This is a genomic window from Paramagnetospirillum caucaseum (genome assembly GCF_000342045.1).
Taxonomy (GTDB): Bacteria; Pseudomonadota; Alphaproteobacteria; order Rhodospirillales; family Magnetospirillaceae; genus Phaeospirillum; species Phaeospirillum caucaseum.
In genome coordinates this window covers 1-14,440 of record NZ_AONQ01000008.1, presented here as the reverse complement: position 1 = coordinate 14,440, position 14,440 = coordinate 1, and the positions used below count along the sequence as shown (strand labels likewise).

Genomic DNA, 14,440 nt, shown 5'->3' with positions numbered 1-14,440 from the left:
GTTCCGAGCGAGGCGAAGCCGACGCGCGCGAGCGTTGAGCGAGCCGGAGCGTAAGCGGAGGAGCCAAGGGCGCGGAACGCGCCCGCCCGGCGCCTGAGGGACAAAAAGAAAATTTCCGGCCCGTGGCCGGACTTGGAGGACGCGATGCCCGATTTCGAACTCAATGACTTCAAGGCGGATGGCGACGAGCCCCAGGGGCGCGGCGATGTTCCGGACATGCCGCGGTCGGCCCGCGACCTCGAGGCCGTCTACGACATTCCGGTGCAGGTCTCGGCGGTGCTGGGCAAGGCCACCATGCAGGTCAACCAGTTGCTGAAGCTGGGGCGCGGCGCTGTGGTCGAGCTGGACCGCAAGGTCGGCGAGGCCATCGACATCTACGTCAACAACCGCCTGGTGGCGCGCGGCGAGGTGGTCGTCGTCGAGGACCGCCTGGGCGTGACCATGACCGAAATCATCAAGACCGACCGGGCGTAACGCGCTCTAGCGGGAGAGGGACGACATGCGACTTCTGATCATCGGCACGCTCGACGGCCAGATCGGCGCCGCCAGCCAGATCGCCATGGCGCGCGGCGCCAAGGTCCGCCAGGCCGAGGACGTTCCCGCCGGCCTCGAGGTCCTGCGCACCCAGGGTGCCGATCTGGTGATGATCGACGTCAAGCGCGACATCAAGGGCCTGATCGATTCGCTGGAAGCCGAACGCATCATCGTTCCCGTGGTGGCCTGCGGCATCGCCTCGGACGCCTCGGCGGCGGTGCGCGCCATCAAGGCCGGGGCCAAGGAATACATCCCGCTGCCCCCCGACGCCGAACTGATCGCCGCCGTCATCGCCGCCGTCACCCAGGAAAGCCACAACATCATCTTCAAGGACCCGCGCATGGGGCAGACCTTGAAGCTGGCCGAGCAGGTGGCCAATTCCGACGCCTCGATCATGATCACCGGCGAATCCGGCACCGGCAAGGAGCTGATCGCCCGGTTCATCCACAACAAGTCCAAGCGCTCCGACAAGCGCTTCGTGGCGGTCAACTGCGCCGCCATCCCCGAGAACCTGCTGGAATCCGAATTGTTCGGCCACGAGAAGGGCGCCTTCACCGGCGCCGTGGCCCGGCGCATCGGCAAGTTCGAGGAGGCCCAGGGCGGCACGCTGCTGCTGGACGAAATCTCCGAGATGGACGTCCGCCTGCAATCCAAGCTGCTGCGCGCCATCCAGGAAAAGGAGATCGACCGGGTGGGCGGCAACCAGCCGGTCAAGGTGGACGTGCGCATCCTGGCCACCTCCAACCGCAACATGGAGGACGAGGTCCACAAGGGCACCTTCCGCGAGGACCTCTATTACCGCCTCAACGTGGTGACCCTGGCGCTGCCCGCGCTTCGCGAGCGGCCGCTGGACATCGCGGTGCTGGCCGACCACTTCGTCAAGCGCTACACCGAGGCCAACGGCCTTCCCAGCCGCCCCCTGTCCGCCGAGGTGCGCCAGATGCTGTCGCGCCACCACTGGCGCGGCAACGTGCGCGAGCTGGAGAACACCATGCACCGCGCCGTGCTGCTGGCCAGCGGCGCCGAGATCGGCTCGGAGGCCATCGTCCTGTCGGGCAGCCCGGTGGGCACCAATTCCGACCCCATGGTGGCCCAGGCGGCCAATGCCGCCGCCTCGGTGATGGGCGCGCGGGGCAGCAACATGGTGGGCAAGACCGTGGCCGAGGTGGAACGCGACCTGATCATCGACACCCTGTCCCATTGCCTGGGAAACCGCACCCATGCGGCCAATATCCTGGGCATTTCCATCCGCACCCTCCGGAACAAGCTGAAGCAGTACAACGACGAGGGCATCGACGTCCCGCCGCCCGCCGGCGGCGAGATCGAACGAGCCATGATCTAGCCCGTGATGAATCATGGCTGAAGGACAGGCACAGGGCGCAAACGTAGGCAGGGAGATCCTGAACCGGTTCGCCGCGTCGGCCCGGCGCGGCGACGTGGGACTGGCGTTCGGCATCATCGTCATCCTGATGGTGCTGATCCTGCCGTTGCCGCCGTGGCTGCTCGACATCGGCCTGGCGCTGTCGCTGACCATCTCCGTGCTGATCCTGATGGTGGCCATCTTCATCGAGAAGCCGCTGCAGTTCAGTTCGTTCCCGACGGTGCTGCTGATCACCACCCTGATCCGCCTGGCGCTCAATCTGGCCTCGACCCGCCTGATCCTGTCCCACGGCCACGAAGGCGTCGAAGGCGCCGGACAGGTGATCGCCGCCTTCGCCAGCTTCATCATGAGCGGCAGCTTCGTCATCGGCATCATCGTCTTCGCCATCCTGGTGATCGTCAATTTCGTGGTCATCACCAAGGGCTCGACCCGCATCGCCGAAGTGGCGGCGCGTTTCACCCTGGACGCCATGCCCGGCAAGCAGATGGCCATCGACGCCGATCTGTCGGCCGGCCTGTGCGACGAGCCCACGGCCCGGAAGCGCCGCGCCGAGCTGGAGGGTGAATCCTCGTTCTTCGGCGCCATGGACGGCGCGTCCAAGTTCGTGCGCGGCGATGCGGTGGCCGGCCTGATGATCACCGCCATCAACGTCATCGGCGGCATGATCATCGGCATGGCGCAGCAGGGGCTGACCTTCAGCCAGGCGGCCGAGTTCTATACCAAGCTGACGGTGGGCGACGGCCTGGTCACCCAGGTTCCGGCCCTGATCGTCTCGGTGTCGGCCGGCATGCTGGTGACCAAGGCCGGCGTGCAGGAAGCCGTCGACCGCGCCCTGTTCACCCAGCTGGCCGGCTATCCCCGCGCCGTGGGCATGGCCGGCGCGCTGATGGGCCTGATGTCGCTGGTGCCCAACATGCCGTTCATTCCCTTCGCCCTGCTGGGCATCGGCATGGGGGCCTCGGCCTACCTGCTGGACCGCAACCAGCGCGCCAAGGCCGAGCAGGCCCAGCAGGCGGAAGCGGCCGAGGCCATGCAGCAGGCCCCGGTGCCCGAGGAACCCATCTCCACCGCGCTGAAGATCGACCATGTGCGCCTGGAACTGGGCTACGGCCTGCTGCAGCTGATCAACACGCCCAAGGGCCAGCGCCTCACCGACCAGATCAAGAGCTTGCGCCGCGCCATCGCCACCGAGATGGGCTTCGTCATGCCGTCGGTGCGCATCCAGGACAACATGCAGCTGCCGGCCAACACCTACGTCATCCACGTCAAGGAGGTGGAGGCCGGACGCGGCGATCTGCGCCCCGCCGCCCTGCTGATCATGGACCCCAGGGGCGAGGACATCACCCTGCCGGGCGAGAAGACCCGCGAACCCACCTTCGGCCTGCCGGCCATGTGGATCGACCCCACCAACCGGGAGGAGGCGCTGTTCCGCGGCTATACCGTGGTGGACCCGCCCACCGTGATCACCACCCACCTGACCGAGGTGATCAAGGACAACATGAGCGAGCTGTTGTCCCATGCCGAGACCCAGAAGCTGCTGGACGAGCTGGACAAGGAGCACCAGAAGCTGATCGCCGAGCTGATCCCCAGCCAGATGACCATCGGCGGCCTGCAGCGGGTGCTGCAGAACCTGCTGGGCGAGCGCATCTCCATCCGCGACCTGCCCACCATCCTGGAAGGCATCGCCGAGGCCTGCGGCCATACCCGCAACGTCACCATGATCACCGAGCATGTGCGCGCCCGCTTGGCCCGGCAGATCTCCGACAACAACACCGGGCCGCAGGGCTTCATCCCGCTCGTCACCCTGTCGCCGGAATGGGAACAGGCCTTTGCCGAATCCCTGGTGGGCAGCGGCGAGGAAAAACAGATCTCCATGGCGCCCTCGCAGCTGCAGGACTTCATCAGCCGCACCCGCCAGACCTTCGAGCGCTTCGCCATGCAGGGCGAGACCCCCATCCTGCTGACCAGCCCCATGGTCCGGCCCTATGTCCGCTCCATCGTCGAGCGCTTCCGGCCCATGACCGTGGTGATGAGCCAGTCGGAAATCCATCCCAAGGCCCGCATCAAGACACTGGGGCAGATTTGATGAGAACAGGCCGCAACCGCCGTCATGCGGGCAGGATGCCCGCGCTCCGAAGGAGGGCCTCTCCGGGAGCGCGGCCGTCCCGGCCGCATTCCCGCGCCATGGACGGGGGTGACGCATGAGGCTCAAATCCTTCACCGCGCCGACCATGACCGAAGCCATGGAGCTGGTGCGCCAGGAACTGGGCGACGACGCCATCATCGTCTCGACCCAACGCGCCGCCGGCTCCAAGGGAGTGCGCATCACCGCCGCCCTGGAATCCGTCGATGCCGACCTGGCGGTGGCCTCCATGCTGGAGGAAGCCACCGGCGGTTCCGAGGTCTCGGAAGCGGTGAGGAAGGCCCTGGCCGATCACGGCGTGCCGGCGCGGCTGTCCGACCGGCTGGTCAACGCCGCCCACACCTCGGGCCTGACCCAGCCGCCGCTGGCCTGCGCCGCCGCGCTGGAAGCCGGCTTCACCTTCGCCCATCTGCCCGAGCACGGGGCCCCGCGCCCCTTCATGCTGGTGGGGCCCAACGGCTCGGGCAAGTCCATCGCCGTGGCCAAGCTGGCGGCCCGCTCGGTGCTCAAGCAATGGCAGGTGGGCGTCGTCACCTGCGACAACATCCGGGCCGGAGCCGTCGAGCAGTTGGCCGCCTTCACCTCGATCCTGGAGATCGACCTGGTGCGGGCGCGGGGGCCGGAATCCCTGGCCCGGGCGGTGGAAAGCATGAACGGGAACTTCGATCTGGTGGTGATCGATTCGCCCGGCCTCAATCCCTTCAAGCAGAGCGACATGGACTACCTGCAGGCACTGATCGAGGCCGCCGACGTCGAGCCCGTCCTGGTGATGGCCGCCGGCGGCGACCCGGAGGAGGCCGCCGAGATCGGCGAGGCCTTCGCCGCCATCGGCGCCACGCGGCTGTTCGCGTCGCGCCTGGACACCACGCGGCGCCTGGGCGCCATCCTGGCCGCCGCCGAGGGCGGGCAGATGGCCTTCTGCGACGTTTCCGCCAGCCCGCACGTGGCGTCGGGCATCTCGCCCATCTCGGCAATCGCGCTGGCCCGGCTGATCATGCCGCAAGCCGCCGAAGCCGAACCCAAAGACCAAACCTTCTGGACCGAGGCATCCGCATCATGACCACGATGGAAGTTCCCACCCTGGCCCCCCGCCCGACGCTCCGGGCCAAGGGGCGCAACATCGTCGCGGTGGCGTCCGGCAAGGGCGGCGTCGGCAAGACCTGGTTCTCCATCACCCTGTCCCACGCCCTGGCGCGGGCCGGACAAAAGGTGATGCTGTTCGACGGCGACCTGGGGCTGGCCAACGTGGACATCCAGCTGGGCCTGATGCCCAAGACCGACCTGGGCAGCGTGGTGGCCGGGCGCATGACGCTGAACCAGGCGCTGACCCGCTTCCCCGAGGGCGGCTTCGACATCATCGCCGGGCGCTCGGGCAGCGGCACCCTGGCCAACATCCCGCTGTCGCGGCTGCAGATGCTGGGCGACGATCTGGTGCTGCTGGCCGGCAATTACGACCGGGTGGTGGTCGACCTGGGGGCCGGCGTCGAGAAGACCACCCGCAACTTCTCGCAGCAGGCCGGCATCATCATGGTGGTGACCACCGACGAGCCCACCTCGCTGACCGACGCCTACGCCTTCATCAAGGTCACCCACATGGAGCGCCCCGGCACCGACATGCGCATCGTGGTCAACATGGCCAATTCGACGCGCGAGGGCGAGCGCATCTACAACACCCTGCTCAAGGCCTGCGAGGGCTTCCTGAAGATTTCGCCGCCGCTGGCCGGGGTCATCCGCCGTGACCTGAAGGTGCGGGAAGCCATCCGCAACCAGACGCCGATCATGATGCGCTCGCCCAACGCCGAGGCCGCCGCCGACGTCGAGGCCATCGTCGAGCGCCTGATCCGCTCGCGATAACGTCATGTGCTCGGCCATCCCGCCGGCCCCGCCGCCGGTCGCTCCGCCTCCCCAGGCGAGCGCGCCGCCGGTGCTGAGCGTGGTGGCCGACAAGGCCGCCGCCGAGGCTCTGGCCAAACTGCAGGCCGGCGCCGTGCTGGCCGCCACCATGGCGGCTTCGGAGGGCAAGGGACCCGATGGCCGAGGTGTGGTGCGGGTGATGACCGCCGACGGCGCCAGCCTGTCGCTGCGCCTGCCCCCCGGCCAGCCGCTGCCCCCCGACGGTGCCCAGTTGGCCATGCAATACATCCAACAGAACGGCCTGCCCGCCTTCAAGCTGCTGTCCATCAACGGCCGCCCCACCGGCGGCCTGCCGCTGCCACCGCCGCAGACCGGGCTGCCCGGCCTGCCCGACCTTGCCGGGCTGCTCGGGTCCGGGGCCAAGCCCAATACCGCCCAGCTTCCCCTCGCCCAGCCCGGCCCGGCCGGCGCGCCGGTGGTGACCTCGCCCGGACTGGCGGCGGGACCGCTGGGCCTGACCGCGACGGTCATCCGTTCCGGCCCGCCGGGAGCGGTGATGCTGCCGCCCGATGCCGGGCGGCCGGGCCTGGAGATGGCCGAGCCGCTGCCCGCGGCGCTGACCAACCTCGTCCCCGGCACCCGCCTGACCGTACGCATCGCCGCCATGGCCCCGCCCGGCCAGAACGCCATCAGCGGCGGCCAGCCCATTCCCACCGCCACGGCGCAGCCCGCCCAGGCGGCTCAGGGTCCCATGGCGCAAGCCCCCGGCCCGGCCGCCCCCGGCGTGGGAACACCGCCCATGCCCGCCGCACCCCATGTTCCCGGAACGACGCAGCCGGCAGCGGCGGTGCCGCCGCCCTCCCTGGCCGGCGCTCCGTCCCCGCCGTCCGTCGCCACGCCCCAGCCGCCCAACGTCACCCTGCCCGGCGTGGTGGTGGCCCAGCCGGCCGGCGGCGCCGCCCTGGTGCAGAGCCCGGCCGGCATGCTGTCGCTCAACGTGGCCACCCCCCTGCCGGTGGGGAGCATGGTCCGGCTGGAGGTGATCGACCGGCCGCTGCCGCCGCCGCCCATGGCCCCCGCCCCCGCTCCAGCCCCGGGCCTGACCCCCGGCGGCTGGCCCAGCCTGGATCAGGCGGTCGACGTCCTGCTCGGCTCCGACCGCCAGGCGGCCGAACAGCTGATGCGGATGATTCCCCAGGCCGGCCCCCGCCTGGCCGCCGCCATGTCCATGTTCAGCGGGGCGGTGCGGGCCGGCGATGCCCGCCAGCTGCTGAGCGAGCCGGTGACCCGCGGACTGGAAAAGGCCGGGCGCAAGGATCTGGCCGAGCGGCTGAAGAAGGAATTCCTCGACCTCGCCGACGACGCCGCCCGGCCCATGGGGCGCGGCGACTGGCAATCCATCACCCTGCCCTTCGCCCACGGCGCCAATATCGACCCCATCAATCTCTACGTCCACCGCCCGCCGGAGGACGAGGGGGGCGGCAAGAAGGGAAGCGAACAGCGCTTCATCCTCGACGTGCGCATGAGCGCGCTGGGCCGCATCCAGCTGGACGGGCTGGTCCAGAAGGATACCAAGCGCTTCGACCTGATCGTGCGCACCGCCGAGCCGTTGCCCGCCGCCATGTGCCGCGACATCGCCGGCATCTTCGCCGAATGCGGTCAGCTGACCGGCATCACGGGGCTGGTCTCGTTCCAGGCGGGACGGTCTTTCGTCGATCTGCTGCCGACCAGTGCGGCGCCGGCAACGCAAATCGTGGTATGATCCCTGCGCTCCCGTTCCACTCCCCTGACCGATGGCATAGGCTTTGCTTGAAGATTCCGGCAACGCAGCTTCCATGACCGGCATGAACACCATCGCGCGCGACCCCAAAGGCTATTACGCGATCCTCGGCCTCGCCCCGGGGGCGGATTCGGGCGCCATCAAGAGCGCCTACCGCTCGCGCGTCAAGAAAGTGCACCCCGACCGTAACGCATCGAAGCGGGCGCGCGAGGAATTTCAACGGGTTATCGAGGCCTATGGCGTCCTCAAGGACGTGGTGCGGCGCGCCGAATACGACACGTTCGGCCAGGAATCCACCCATGACGACGACGAGGTGGTGGCCGGCGCCCCCATCGCCTGCGGCGGCTGCGGGGCGCTGACCGCCCAGCCCCGCTACGTGGTCTACCACTGGGTCCGCTCGTTCCTGGTATGGGCAAAAACCGGCACGGTGGAGGGCATTTTTTGCCGGGTCTGCGCCGACCGCGCCGCCGTCCGCGCCTCGACCGCCACCTGGGCCTGGGGCTGGTGGTCGCTGCCCGGCCTGCTGCTCGCGCCTCTGGCCTTGGTCCACAACCTGCTGGGCGGCTCCAAGCCGCGCCACGAGAACGCCCGGCTGCTGATCCGCCAGGGCCGCGCCTTCCTGGGGCGCGGCGAATTGGAGCTGGCCCGCTCCCTGGCGCTGCAGGCCGGACGCTTCGCCCGCCAGCCCGACGATTGCGCCCGGGTCGAGGACCTGCTGCACGCCACCCGCGACGTCTCCGACACCCGCCGGCTCAAAACCCGCTGGCGCCTGGGCGGCGGCGTGTTCCTGGCGCAAGCCTTGCCGCTGCTGGCCCTGCCGGTCACCATCGGGGTGTTCGCCCTGATCGCCGCCAAACCCTGGGACCAGCCGGTCGCCACCGCCGCCGCGCCCATCGCCATGCTGCCGGCCAGGAGCGGCGAAATCCGCCACGTGGCGGTGGACAACCTCAAGGTGCGCATGGCGCCGCTGGCCGGCGCGCCGGTGCTGACCCTGCTGGACCGCTTCACCACCGTCGAGGTCACCGCCGACCCCGCCGATCCGGAATGGGTCAAGGTGCGCACGCCGTCGGGCATCGACGGCTTCGTCGAGACCCGCTCGCTCTATGCCGGATCGGGCGGACGCTTCAAGGCGCAATGGTGCGCGGAGAACCGGGGCGCCCCGCCCAGCGCCGGCGAGATCCTCACCCGCCGGGTCAGCGGCGACCACCGGCTGCTGGTCCACAACGAGGGCCGCCGCGACGGAGTGGTCAAGCTGAAGACCATGGCCGGCAACACGGTCACCGCCTTCTACGTGCCGGCCACCTATCACATCGGCATCGGCGGCATCCCCGAGGGCGTCTACCGCATCGAATTCGCCACCGGGTCCCGCTATTCGCGCGGCTGCGGCATCTTCATCGAGGAGATGCAGACCTCGGTGCTGCCGGTGACGCTGACCTTCAAGTACCTTTCGGCGGGAACCATCCGCTCGCTGACCCACATCGCCGAGATTTCCCTGTCGCCCGCCTCCGACGACCCGGTGCAGCCGCAGCCGCTGCCTGCCGACCGCTTCGCGGCGGACGATTGACAGCGGGCAGGATGCCCGCGCTCCATGGTGTGTCGGAGCGCGGCCGTCCCGGCCGCATAACGGCCTACTTCCCCGCCCGCTTCTTTTCCAGGGTGGCGCGCACCTGGCCCAGTTCGCGGCCCATCTTGCGGATGTCGTAGAGCAGGGTTTCCAGCACCAGGATCACCAGGTCGGGCGTCTTGCCGATCTGGGATTTCAGCGCCGCCATGGGAATCACCAGGCAGACGGCATCCTCGGCGGCCATGGCCGAGGCCATGCGCGGCTCGTTGTCGATCAGCGCCATCTCGCCGAACACGCCGTTGGGGCCGATCTGGCCCAGGGTGACCTTCTGGCCGTTCACCGTCTTGAAGATGGTGACCTTGCCGCTTTCCACCACATAGGCCATGTCGCCGGCATCGCCCTCGCTGAAGATGATCTGGCCGGCATGGAACTTCTTGCGCCCGGTGCGTTCCTGGGCGGGCTTGGGCGCCTGGACGACGGGGGCATGGGGAGCGGCGGTGGGACGGGCGGCGGCGGCGGCGCCCGCCGGCACCACCAGGGGCAGCGGCTTGGGCAAAGGCGGCGCCACCCGGCGATCGGCCACGCCGGGCGGTGGACGCGACAGCAGCCGGCGGTCGGGGCCCTTGAAACCGGGGGTGCGCACGAAGGCCTTGGGATTGACCAGGGCGTTCCTGATGCGGCGGAACAGGGAATCCGTGGACATGGGCTTGACCAGGAATTCGTTCACCCCGGCGCCCCTGGCCTGGAACACCACCTCGGTGGCGGATTCGGCGCTCATCATGATGATCGCCACGTCGTCGCAGGCCACCATGTCGCCGGCCCGCACGAAGCGGGTGAAGTCGATGCCGTCCATGGGCGCCATGTCGTGATCGACGATGACCAGCTGGATCGGCTGCCGGCCCAGGATCTCCAGGCCGGAGGGGCCGTCCCCCGCCTCGAGGATGGTCTTGATGCCGAAGGATTGCAGCGCCGTCTTGATGAACGAGCGGGCATAGCGCGAATCGTCGATGATGAGCGCGGTGATGGGGCTCAGATCGACATCGATGTTCATCCGGACAATCCCCCGTGTGCAGGTCTTTCTGAGGTTAGCCAGGGCGCGGGCCTCTGCCAAGCCCTACTGGAGCTTAATCCTTCCGACTGGGCGGCTCCTCGTGTCGTTTGCTTGACGGCGGTCAATGAGCGGGGCTATCACCGCTCGGCAGAATGCCTGTCTTGAAAGAGGGCCGCACGTCATGACGCAAGCACACGCCAGAACCGGGACCACGCCGGTAACGCCGCCGTTCTCGCCGGTGCTGCTGCTGGGCATGGCCCTGAAGCCATTGCGCCCGGCGGCGCTGCAGCCGCTGTTCGACGCCATGCTGAAGGTGGTGCGCCGCCGCCACCCCGACATCCTGGAGCGCATGGCCGATTACGCCGACAAGGCGGTGTGCATCGATCCGGTCGACCTGCCCTTCGTCATCCTGCTGGAGCCCAACCCCGAAGACCCGCGTCTGACCGTGCGCCGCTCCATCGAGCCCGGCGAGGTGGCCGCCACCATCCACGGCCCGCTGGAGATGCTGATCGCGCTCGCCGAAGGCAAGGTGGACGGCGACGCCCTGTTCTTCTCGCGCCGCCTGGTGATCGAGGGCGATACCGAGGTGGTGGTGGCGCTCAGGAACGCCATCGACGGCGCCGGCATCGACCTGATCGAGGACATGGCCCAGGAACTGGGGCCGCTGGCCCGGCCGTTCCGCGGTCTGGCCGGCGCGGTGATCGGCCTGGTGGGCCGGATGCGCGAGGATTTCGAGACGCTCCGCGCCGCCATCATCGCCCCGGCGGTCAAGGATTCCGCCAACCAGGGGGCGCGTATCGCCCAACTGGAGGGGGAGTTGAAGCAATTGCGCAAGGCGGCCCGGCGCGGAGGCGTGGCCTGATGGCGTCGGTCGCCTCCCCCAACCGTCCCGAGCTGGTCTGCCCGGCCGGAACCCCGGCGGCGTTGCGCAGCGCCGTGGATGCCGGCGCCGATTGCGTCTATGTGGGCTTCCGCGACGAGACCAATGCGCGGAATTTCCCCGGCCTCAACTTCAACCGCAAGGAACTGGCCGAGGGCATTGCCTATGCCCACGAGCGGGGCGCCAAGGTGCTGGTGGCCATCAACACCTTCCCCCGCGCCGGTCAGCCGGAAATCTGGCACCAGGCGGTGGCCGACGCCGCCAAACTCAAGGCCGACGCCGCCATCCTGGCCGATATCGGCCTGATCGAGCACGCCCACCGCGCCCATCCCGAGCTGCGCCTGCATCTCTCGGTGCAGGCCGCCGCCTCGAACCCCGACGCCATCCGCTTCTACGCCGAGCGCTTCGGAGTGCGCCGGGTGGTGCTGCCCCGCGTGCTGACGGTCCAAGAGATCGCCGCCGTCAACGCCCGCATCGCGCCGGTGGAGACCGAGGTCTTCGTGTTCGGCGGGCTGTGCGTCATGGCCGAGGGGCGTTGCGCCCTGTCGTCCTACGCCACCGGCCAGTCGCCCAACATGAACGGCGTGTGCTCGCCGGCCGGCGAGGTCCGCTACACCGAGACGTCCCAGGGCATCACCTCGGAGCTGGGCGGCTTCACCATCAACAAGTTCGCCCACGACGAGCCGGCCGGCTATCCCACCTTGTGCAAGGGCCGCTTCATCGCCAAGGACAAGGCCAGCTACCTGTTCGAGGAGCCCACCTCGCTCAATACGCTCTCCATGCTGCCCGACCTGGTCAAGGCCGGAGTCACCGCCTTCAAGATCGAGGGCCGCCAGCGCGGCCGCGCCTATGTGGCCGCCGTGGTCCAGGCCTTCCGCGCCGGCGTGGACGCGGTGATGGCCGGCAAGCCCCTGCCCGACATCGATCTCGACCGGATCACCGAAGGCGGCAAGCAGACCACCGGCGCCTACGAGAAAGCCTGGCGATGAGCGAGCATAGCGAACGCGGGCGCATTGAGCGCCCCGGAGCGGCCCCGAGCCTGGGCGAGGGAGCAGCCGCGGAGGAAAGCCATGCCCGCGGAGGCGGGCGCCCGGCGATTGAGGGACAATCCAATGACTAAACTTACCCTCGGCCCGGTCCTGTTCAACTGGAAGCCGGAGACGCTCCGCGACTTCTATTTCCGCATGGCCGACGAATCCTGCGTCGACAGCGTCCATGTGGGCGAGGTGGTGTGCTCCAAGCGCACGCCCTTCTTCGAGCCCTTCATCCCCGAGATCGTGGAACGCCTGGCCGCCGCCGGCAAGGAAGTGGTGCTGTCCTCCCTGGCCCTGATCATGAGCGACCGCGAGATGGCCCAGGCCCGCGATCTGGCCCAGAGCGACGGCATCATGGTCGAGGCCAACGACATCTCGGTGGCCGCCCTGATGCAGGGCCGACCCTTCGTGGCCGGGCCGCTGCTCAACGTCTACAACGAAGGCACCCTGGCCACCCTGCGTTCCATGGGCGCCGTCCGGGTCTGCCTGCCGGCCGAACTGTCCGCCGACGCGGTGGCCGCCCTGGCCGCCTCCACCCCCATGGAGGTGGAGATCCAGGCCTTCGGCCGGCTGCCGCTGGCCATCTCGGCACGCTGCTACGCCGCCCGGGCCCGCAACCTGTCCAAGGACGGCTGCCAGTACGTCTGCGCCGACGACCCCGACGGCATGGCGGTGGAAACCCTGGACGAGGTGCCCTTCCTGGCGGTCAACGGCACCCAGACCATGTCCTATCACGCCATGGACCTGCTGGGCGACGTGGCCGGGCTGGCGGCGCGCGGCATCGGGCGCTTCCGCCTGTGGCCGCAGACCTTCGACATGGTGGCGGTGGCCGCCCTGTTCCGCGCCGTGCTGGCCGGCAAGGCCGGGGTGGAGGAGGCAGAGGACCGGCTGGCGACCCTCTGCCCGGGAGCGGAATTCGCCAACGGCTACATCCATGGCCGCCCCGGTCACCTGTTCATCGAAGCAGGAGATTGACCGCCTCTTGTTCACGGGCTCGTGGCCCGGCATACTGGTTTGGCCGCAGGTTTGGCTTTCGGGATGGTGGCGTAGCCTTGGGGGGGCGCCGCTTGGGGTGAGCGACATACATGGCTGATGAAGGCAAGGGCAAGGCGTCCAGCGAGATCGAGGGAGAAATCTCCTTCGAGCACAAGTTCTTCACGTCCTTCGAGGATCTCTATTTCCGCCTGACCGATTCGGGCGAGCCGGTGGCCGTGCTGAAACTCGCCACCAACGAAGCCGTTCTGTCCTTCGACGGCATCAAGCGCGAATTCGGCATGAAGGAAGACCACCACGATTTCAAGATGCTCGACAAGGTGGCCGAGGGGCTGCAGTTCGTGCGCGGCCTGCGCCCCGGCGACCGGCTGCCCAAGGAGGTCACCACCCGCGAGGCCTCGTGGGAGCCCCAGGACCGCCACCGCCGCATCGCCTACCAGCGCCTGACCATGCAGCTGGTCACCTGGCTGACGGGAAACGAGCACGTCATCAGCAACGTCTCGGAACTGGCCCAGGTGGCCGATGACCCCCAGGTCAAGAAGAACGTCCAGCTAGCCTTCACCGAGGCGGCCGAGGAATTGGGCCTGGGGCGCGGCAACCGTGACGAGGTGGTGCGCTACATCGAGACCCTGGCCCGGGAACTGGCCTATATCGAGGCGCTGCGCGACACCTTCGGCGAAGTGCAGAAGATCGACGAGAAGATTCAGGGCCTGCGCCGCATCTACAGCGCCGACCGCTCGATGATCGACACCACCGACCAGGTGGCCCGCCTGTCCCAGCGGGCGCTGAAGGTCTTCCAGGATTATTTCGACCAGGTGGACGCCCAGACCGGCGAAATCCTGGCCATGCTGAAGAACATCGACAACCAGATCGGCTATATCCGCCAGGTGCGTGACGCGCTGCACTGCCGCCTGCTGCCCTGGGAGGATTTCATCCAGATCTGGAAGACGGTGTTCGTGGTCCGCTCGGACGACAACACCAACAAGATCAGGGACATCTACCAGTTCCTGGCGCCCCGCTACATGCAATTCAACGACTGGGTCCTGATCACCCGGCGCGGCGCGCAGAAATCGAAACCCCTGGGCGGCCAGATGCGCTGGTAGCCGCTTGACAGAGCGGGGTGGTTTGAACATTATCGCGCTTCCCTTTTCGGGGCCGTAGCTCAGTTGGGAGAGCGCCTCGTTCGCAATGAGGAGGTCAGCGGTTCGATCCCGCTCGGCTCCACC

Annotated in this window: 12 protein-coding genes and 1 tRNA gene; 12 read left to right on the top strand and 1 reads right to left on the bottom strand. The window is 68.7% G+C overall.

Annotated elements, in window-relative coordinates; all coding sequences use genetic code 11:
• Positions 1 to 144 precede the first annotated feature (144 nt).
• The 7 genes from fliN to H261_RS04310 all read left to right on the top strand — a co-directional run bounded on the left by fliN (position 145) and on the right by H261_RS04310 (position 9,256).
• Positions 145 to 474 carry a flagellar motor switch protein FliN gene (fliN, locus tag H261_RS04340; RefSeq protein WP_008614763.1) on the top strand — a complete coding sequence of 110 codons (330 nt, stop codon included), beginning with the start codon at positions 145 to 147 and terminating at the stop codon, positions 472 to 474.
• 25 nt (positions 475 to 499) lie between these two features.
• Positions 500 to 1,876, top strand: coding sequence for a sigma-54-dependent transcriptional regulator FlbD (gene flbD / locus H261_RS04335; protein ID WP_008614761.1), 1,377 nt, complete (start codon positions 500 to 502; stop codon positions 1,874 to 1,876).
• Positions 1,877 to 1,889: 13 nt separating this feature from the next.
• Positions 1,890 to 4,001, top strand: a complete 2,112-nt coding sequence (flhA, locus tag H261_RS04330) for a flagellar biosynthesis protein FlhA (protein WP_008614759.1) — start codon at positions 1,890 to 1,892, stop codon at positions 3,999 to 4,001.
• 115 nt (positions 4,002 to 4,116) lie between these two features.
• A complete protein-coding gene (locus tag H261_RS04325; RefSeq protein WP_008614756.1) occupies positions 4,117 to 5,118 on the top strand; it encodes a flagellar biosynthesis protein FlhF in 1,002 nt (333 codons plus the stop codon).
• Positions 5,115 to 5,912, top strand: a complete 798-nt coding sequence (locus H261_RS04320) for a MinD/ParA family protein (RefSeq protein WP_008614754.1) — start codon at positions 5,115 to 5,117, stop codon at positions 5,910 to 5,912. Before H261_RS04325 ends, H261_RS04320 begins: the two co-directional genes overlap by 4 nt.
• Positions 5,913 to 5,916: 4 nt before the next feature.
• A complete protein-coding gene (locus H261_RS04315) occupies positions 5,917 to 7,674 on the top strand; it encodes a hypothetical protein (protein ID WP_008614752.1) in 1,758 nt (585 codons plus the stop codon).
• A 73-nt stretch (positions 7,675 to 7,747) separates the two neighbouring features.
• Positions 7,748 to 9,256 carry a DnaJ domain-containing protein gene (locus tag H261_RS04310; RefSeq protein ID WP_008614751.1) on the top strand — a complete coding sequence of 503 codons (1,509 nt, stop codon included), beginning with the start codon at positions 7,748 to 7,750 and terminating at the stop codon, positions 9,254 to 9,256.
• A gap of 64 nt (positions 9,257 to 9,320) precedes the next feature.
• On the opposite strand, the gene H261_RS04305 is transcribed toward H261_RS04310, so the two are convergent.
• On the bottom strand, positions 9,321 to 10,307 hold the full coding sequence (locus H261_RS04305; RefSeq protein WP_008614750.1) for a cyclic nucleotide-binding domain-containing protein: 987 nt from the start codon (positions 10,305 to 10,307) through the stop codon (positions 9,321 to 9,323).
• A gap of 181 nt (positions 10,308 to 10,488) precedes the next feature.
• Between H261_RS04305 and ubiT the strand changes: the two genes are divergently transcribed.
• The 5 genes from ubiT (at position 10,489) to H261_RS04280 (ending at position 14,438) form a co-directional block, all read left to right on the top strand.
• Complete coding sequence (ubiT, locus tag H261_RS04300; protein ID WP_040475693.1) at positions 10,489 to 11,169, top strand: ubiquinone anaerobic biosynthesis accessory factor UbiT; 681 nt, start codon at positions 10,489 to 10,491, stop codon at positions 11,167 to 11,169.
• Complete coding sequence (gene ubiU / locus H261_RS04295; protein WP_008614748.1) at positions 11,169 to 12,176, top strand: ubiquinone anaerobic biosynthesis protein UbiU; 1,008 nt, start codon at positions 11,169 to 11,171, stop codon at positions 12,174 to 12,176. Before ubiT ends, ubiU begins: the two co-directional genes overlap by 1 nt.
• Before the next feature lie 123 nt (positions 12,177 to 12,299).
• Complete coding sequence (gene ubiV / locus H261_RS04290; RefSeq protein WP_008614747.1) at positions 12,300 to 13,196, top strand: ubiquinone anaerobic biosynthesis protein UbiV; 897 nt, start codon at positions 12,300 to 12,302, stop codon at positions 13,194 to 13,196.
• Positions 13,197 to 13,306: 110 nt separating this feature from the next.
• Positions 13,307 to 14,317, top strand: coding sequence for a hypothetical protein (locus H261_RS04285; protein WP_008614745.1), 1,011 nt, complete (start codon positions 13,307 to 13,309; stop codon positions 14,315 to 14,317).
• Between the two features lie 48 nt (positions 14,318 to 14,365).
• A tRNA-Ala gene (locus H261_RS04280) sits at positions 14,366 to 14,438 on the top strand.
• The last annotated feature ends 2 nt before the right edge of the window (positions 14,439 to 14,440 follow it).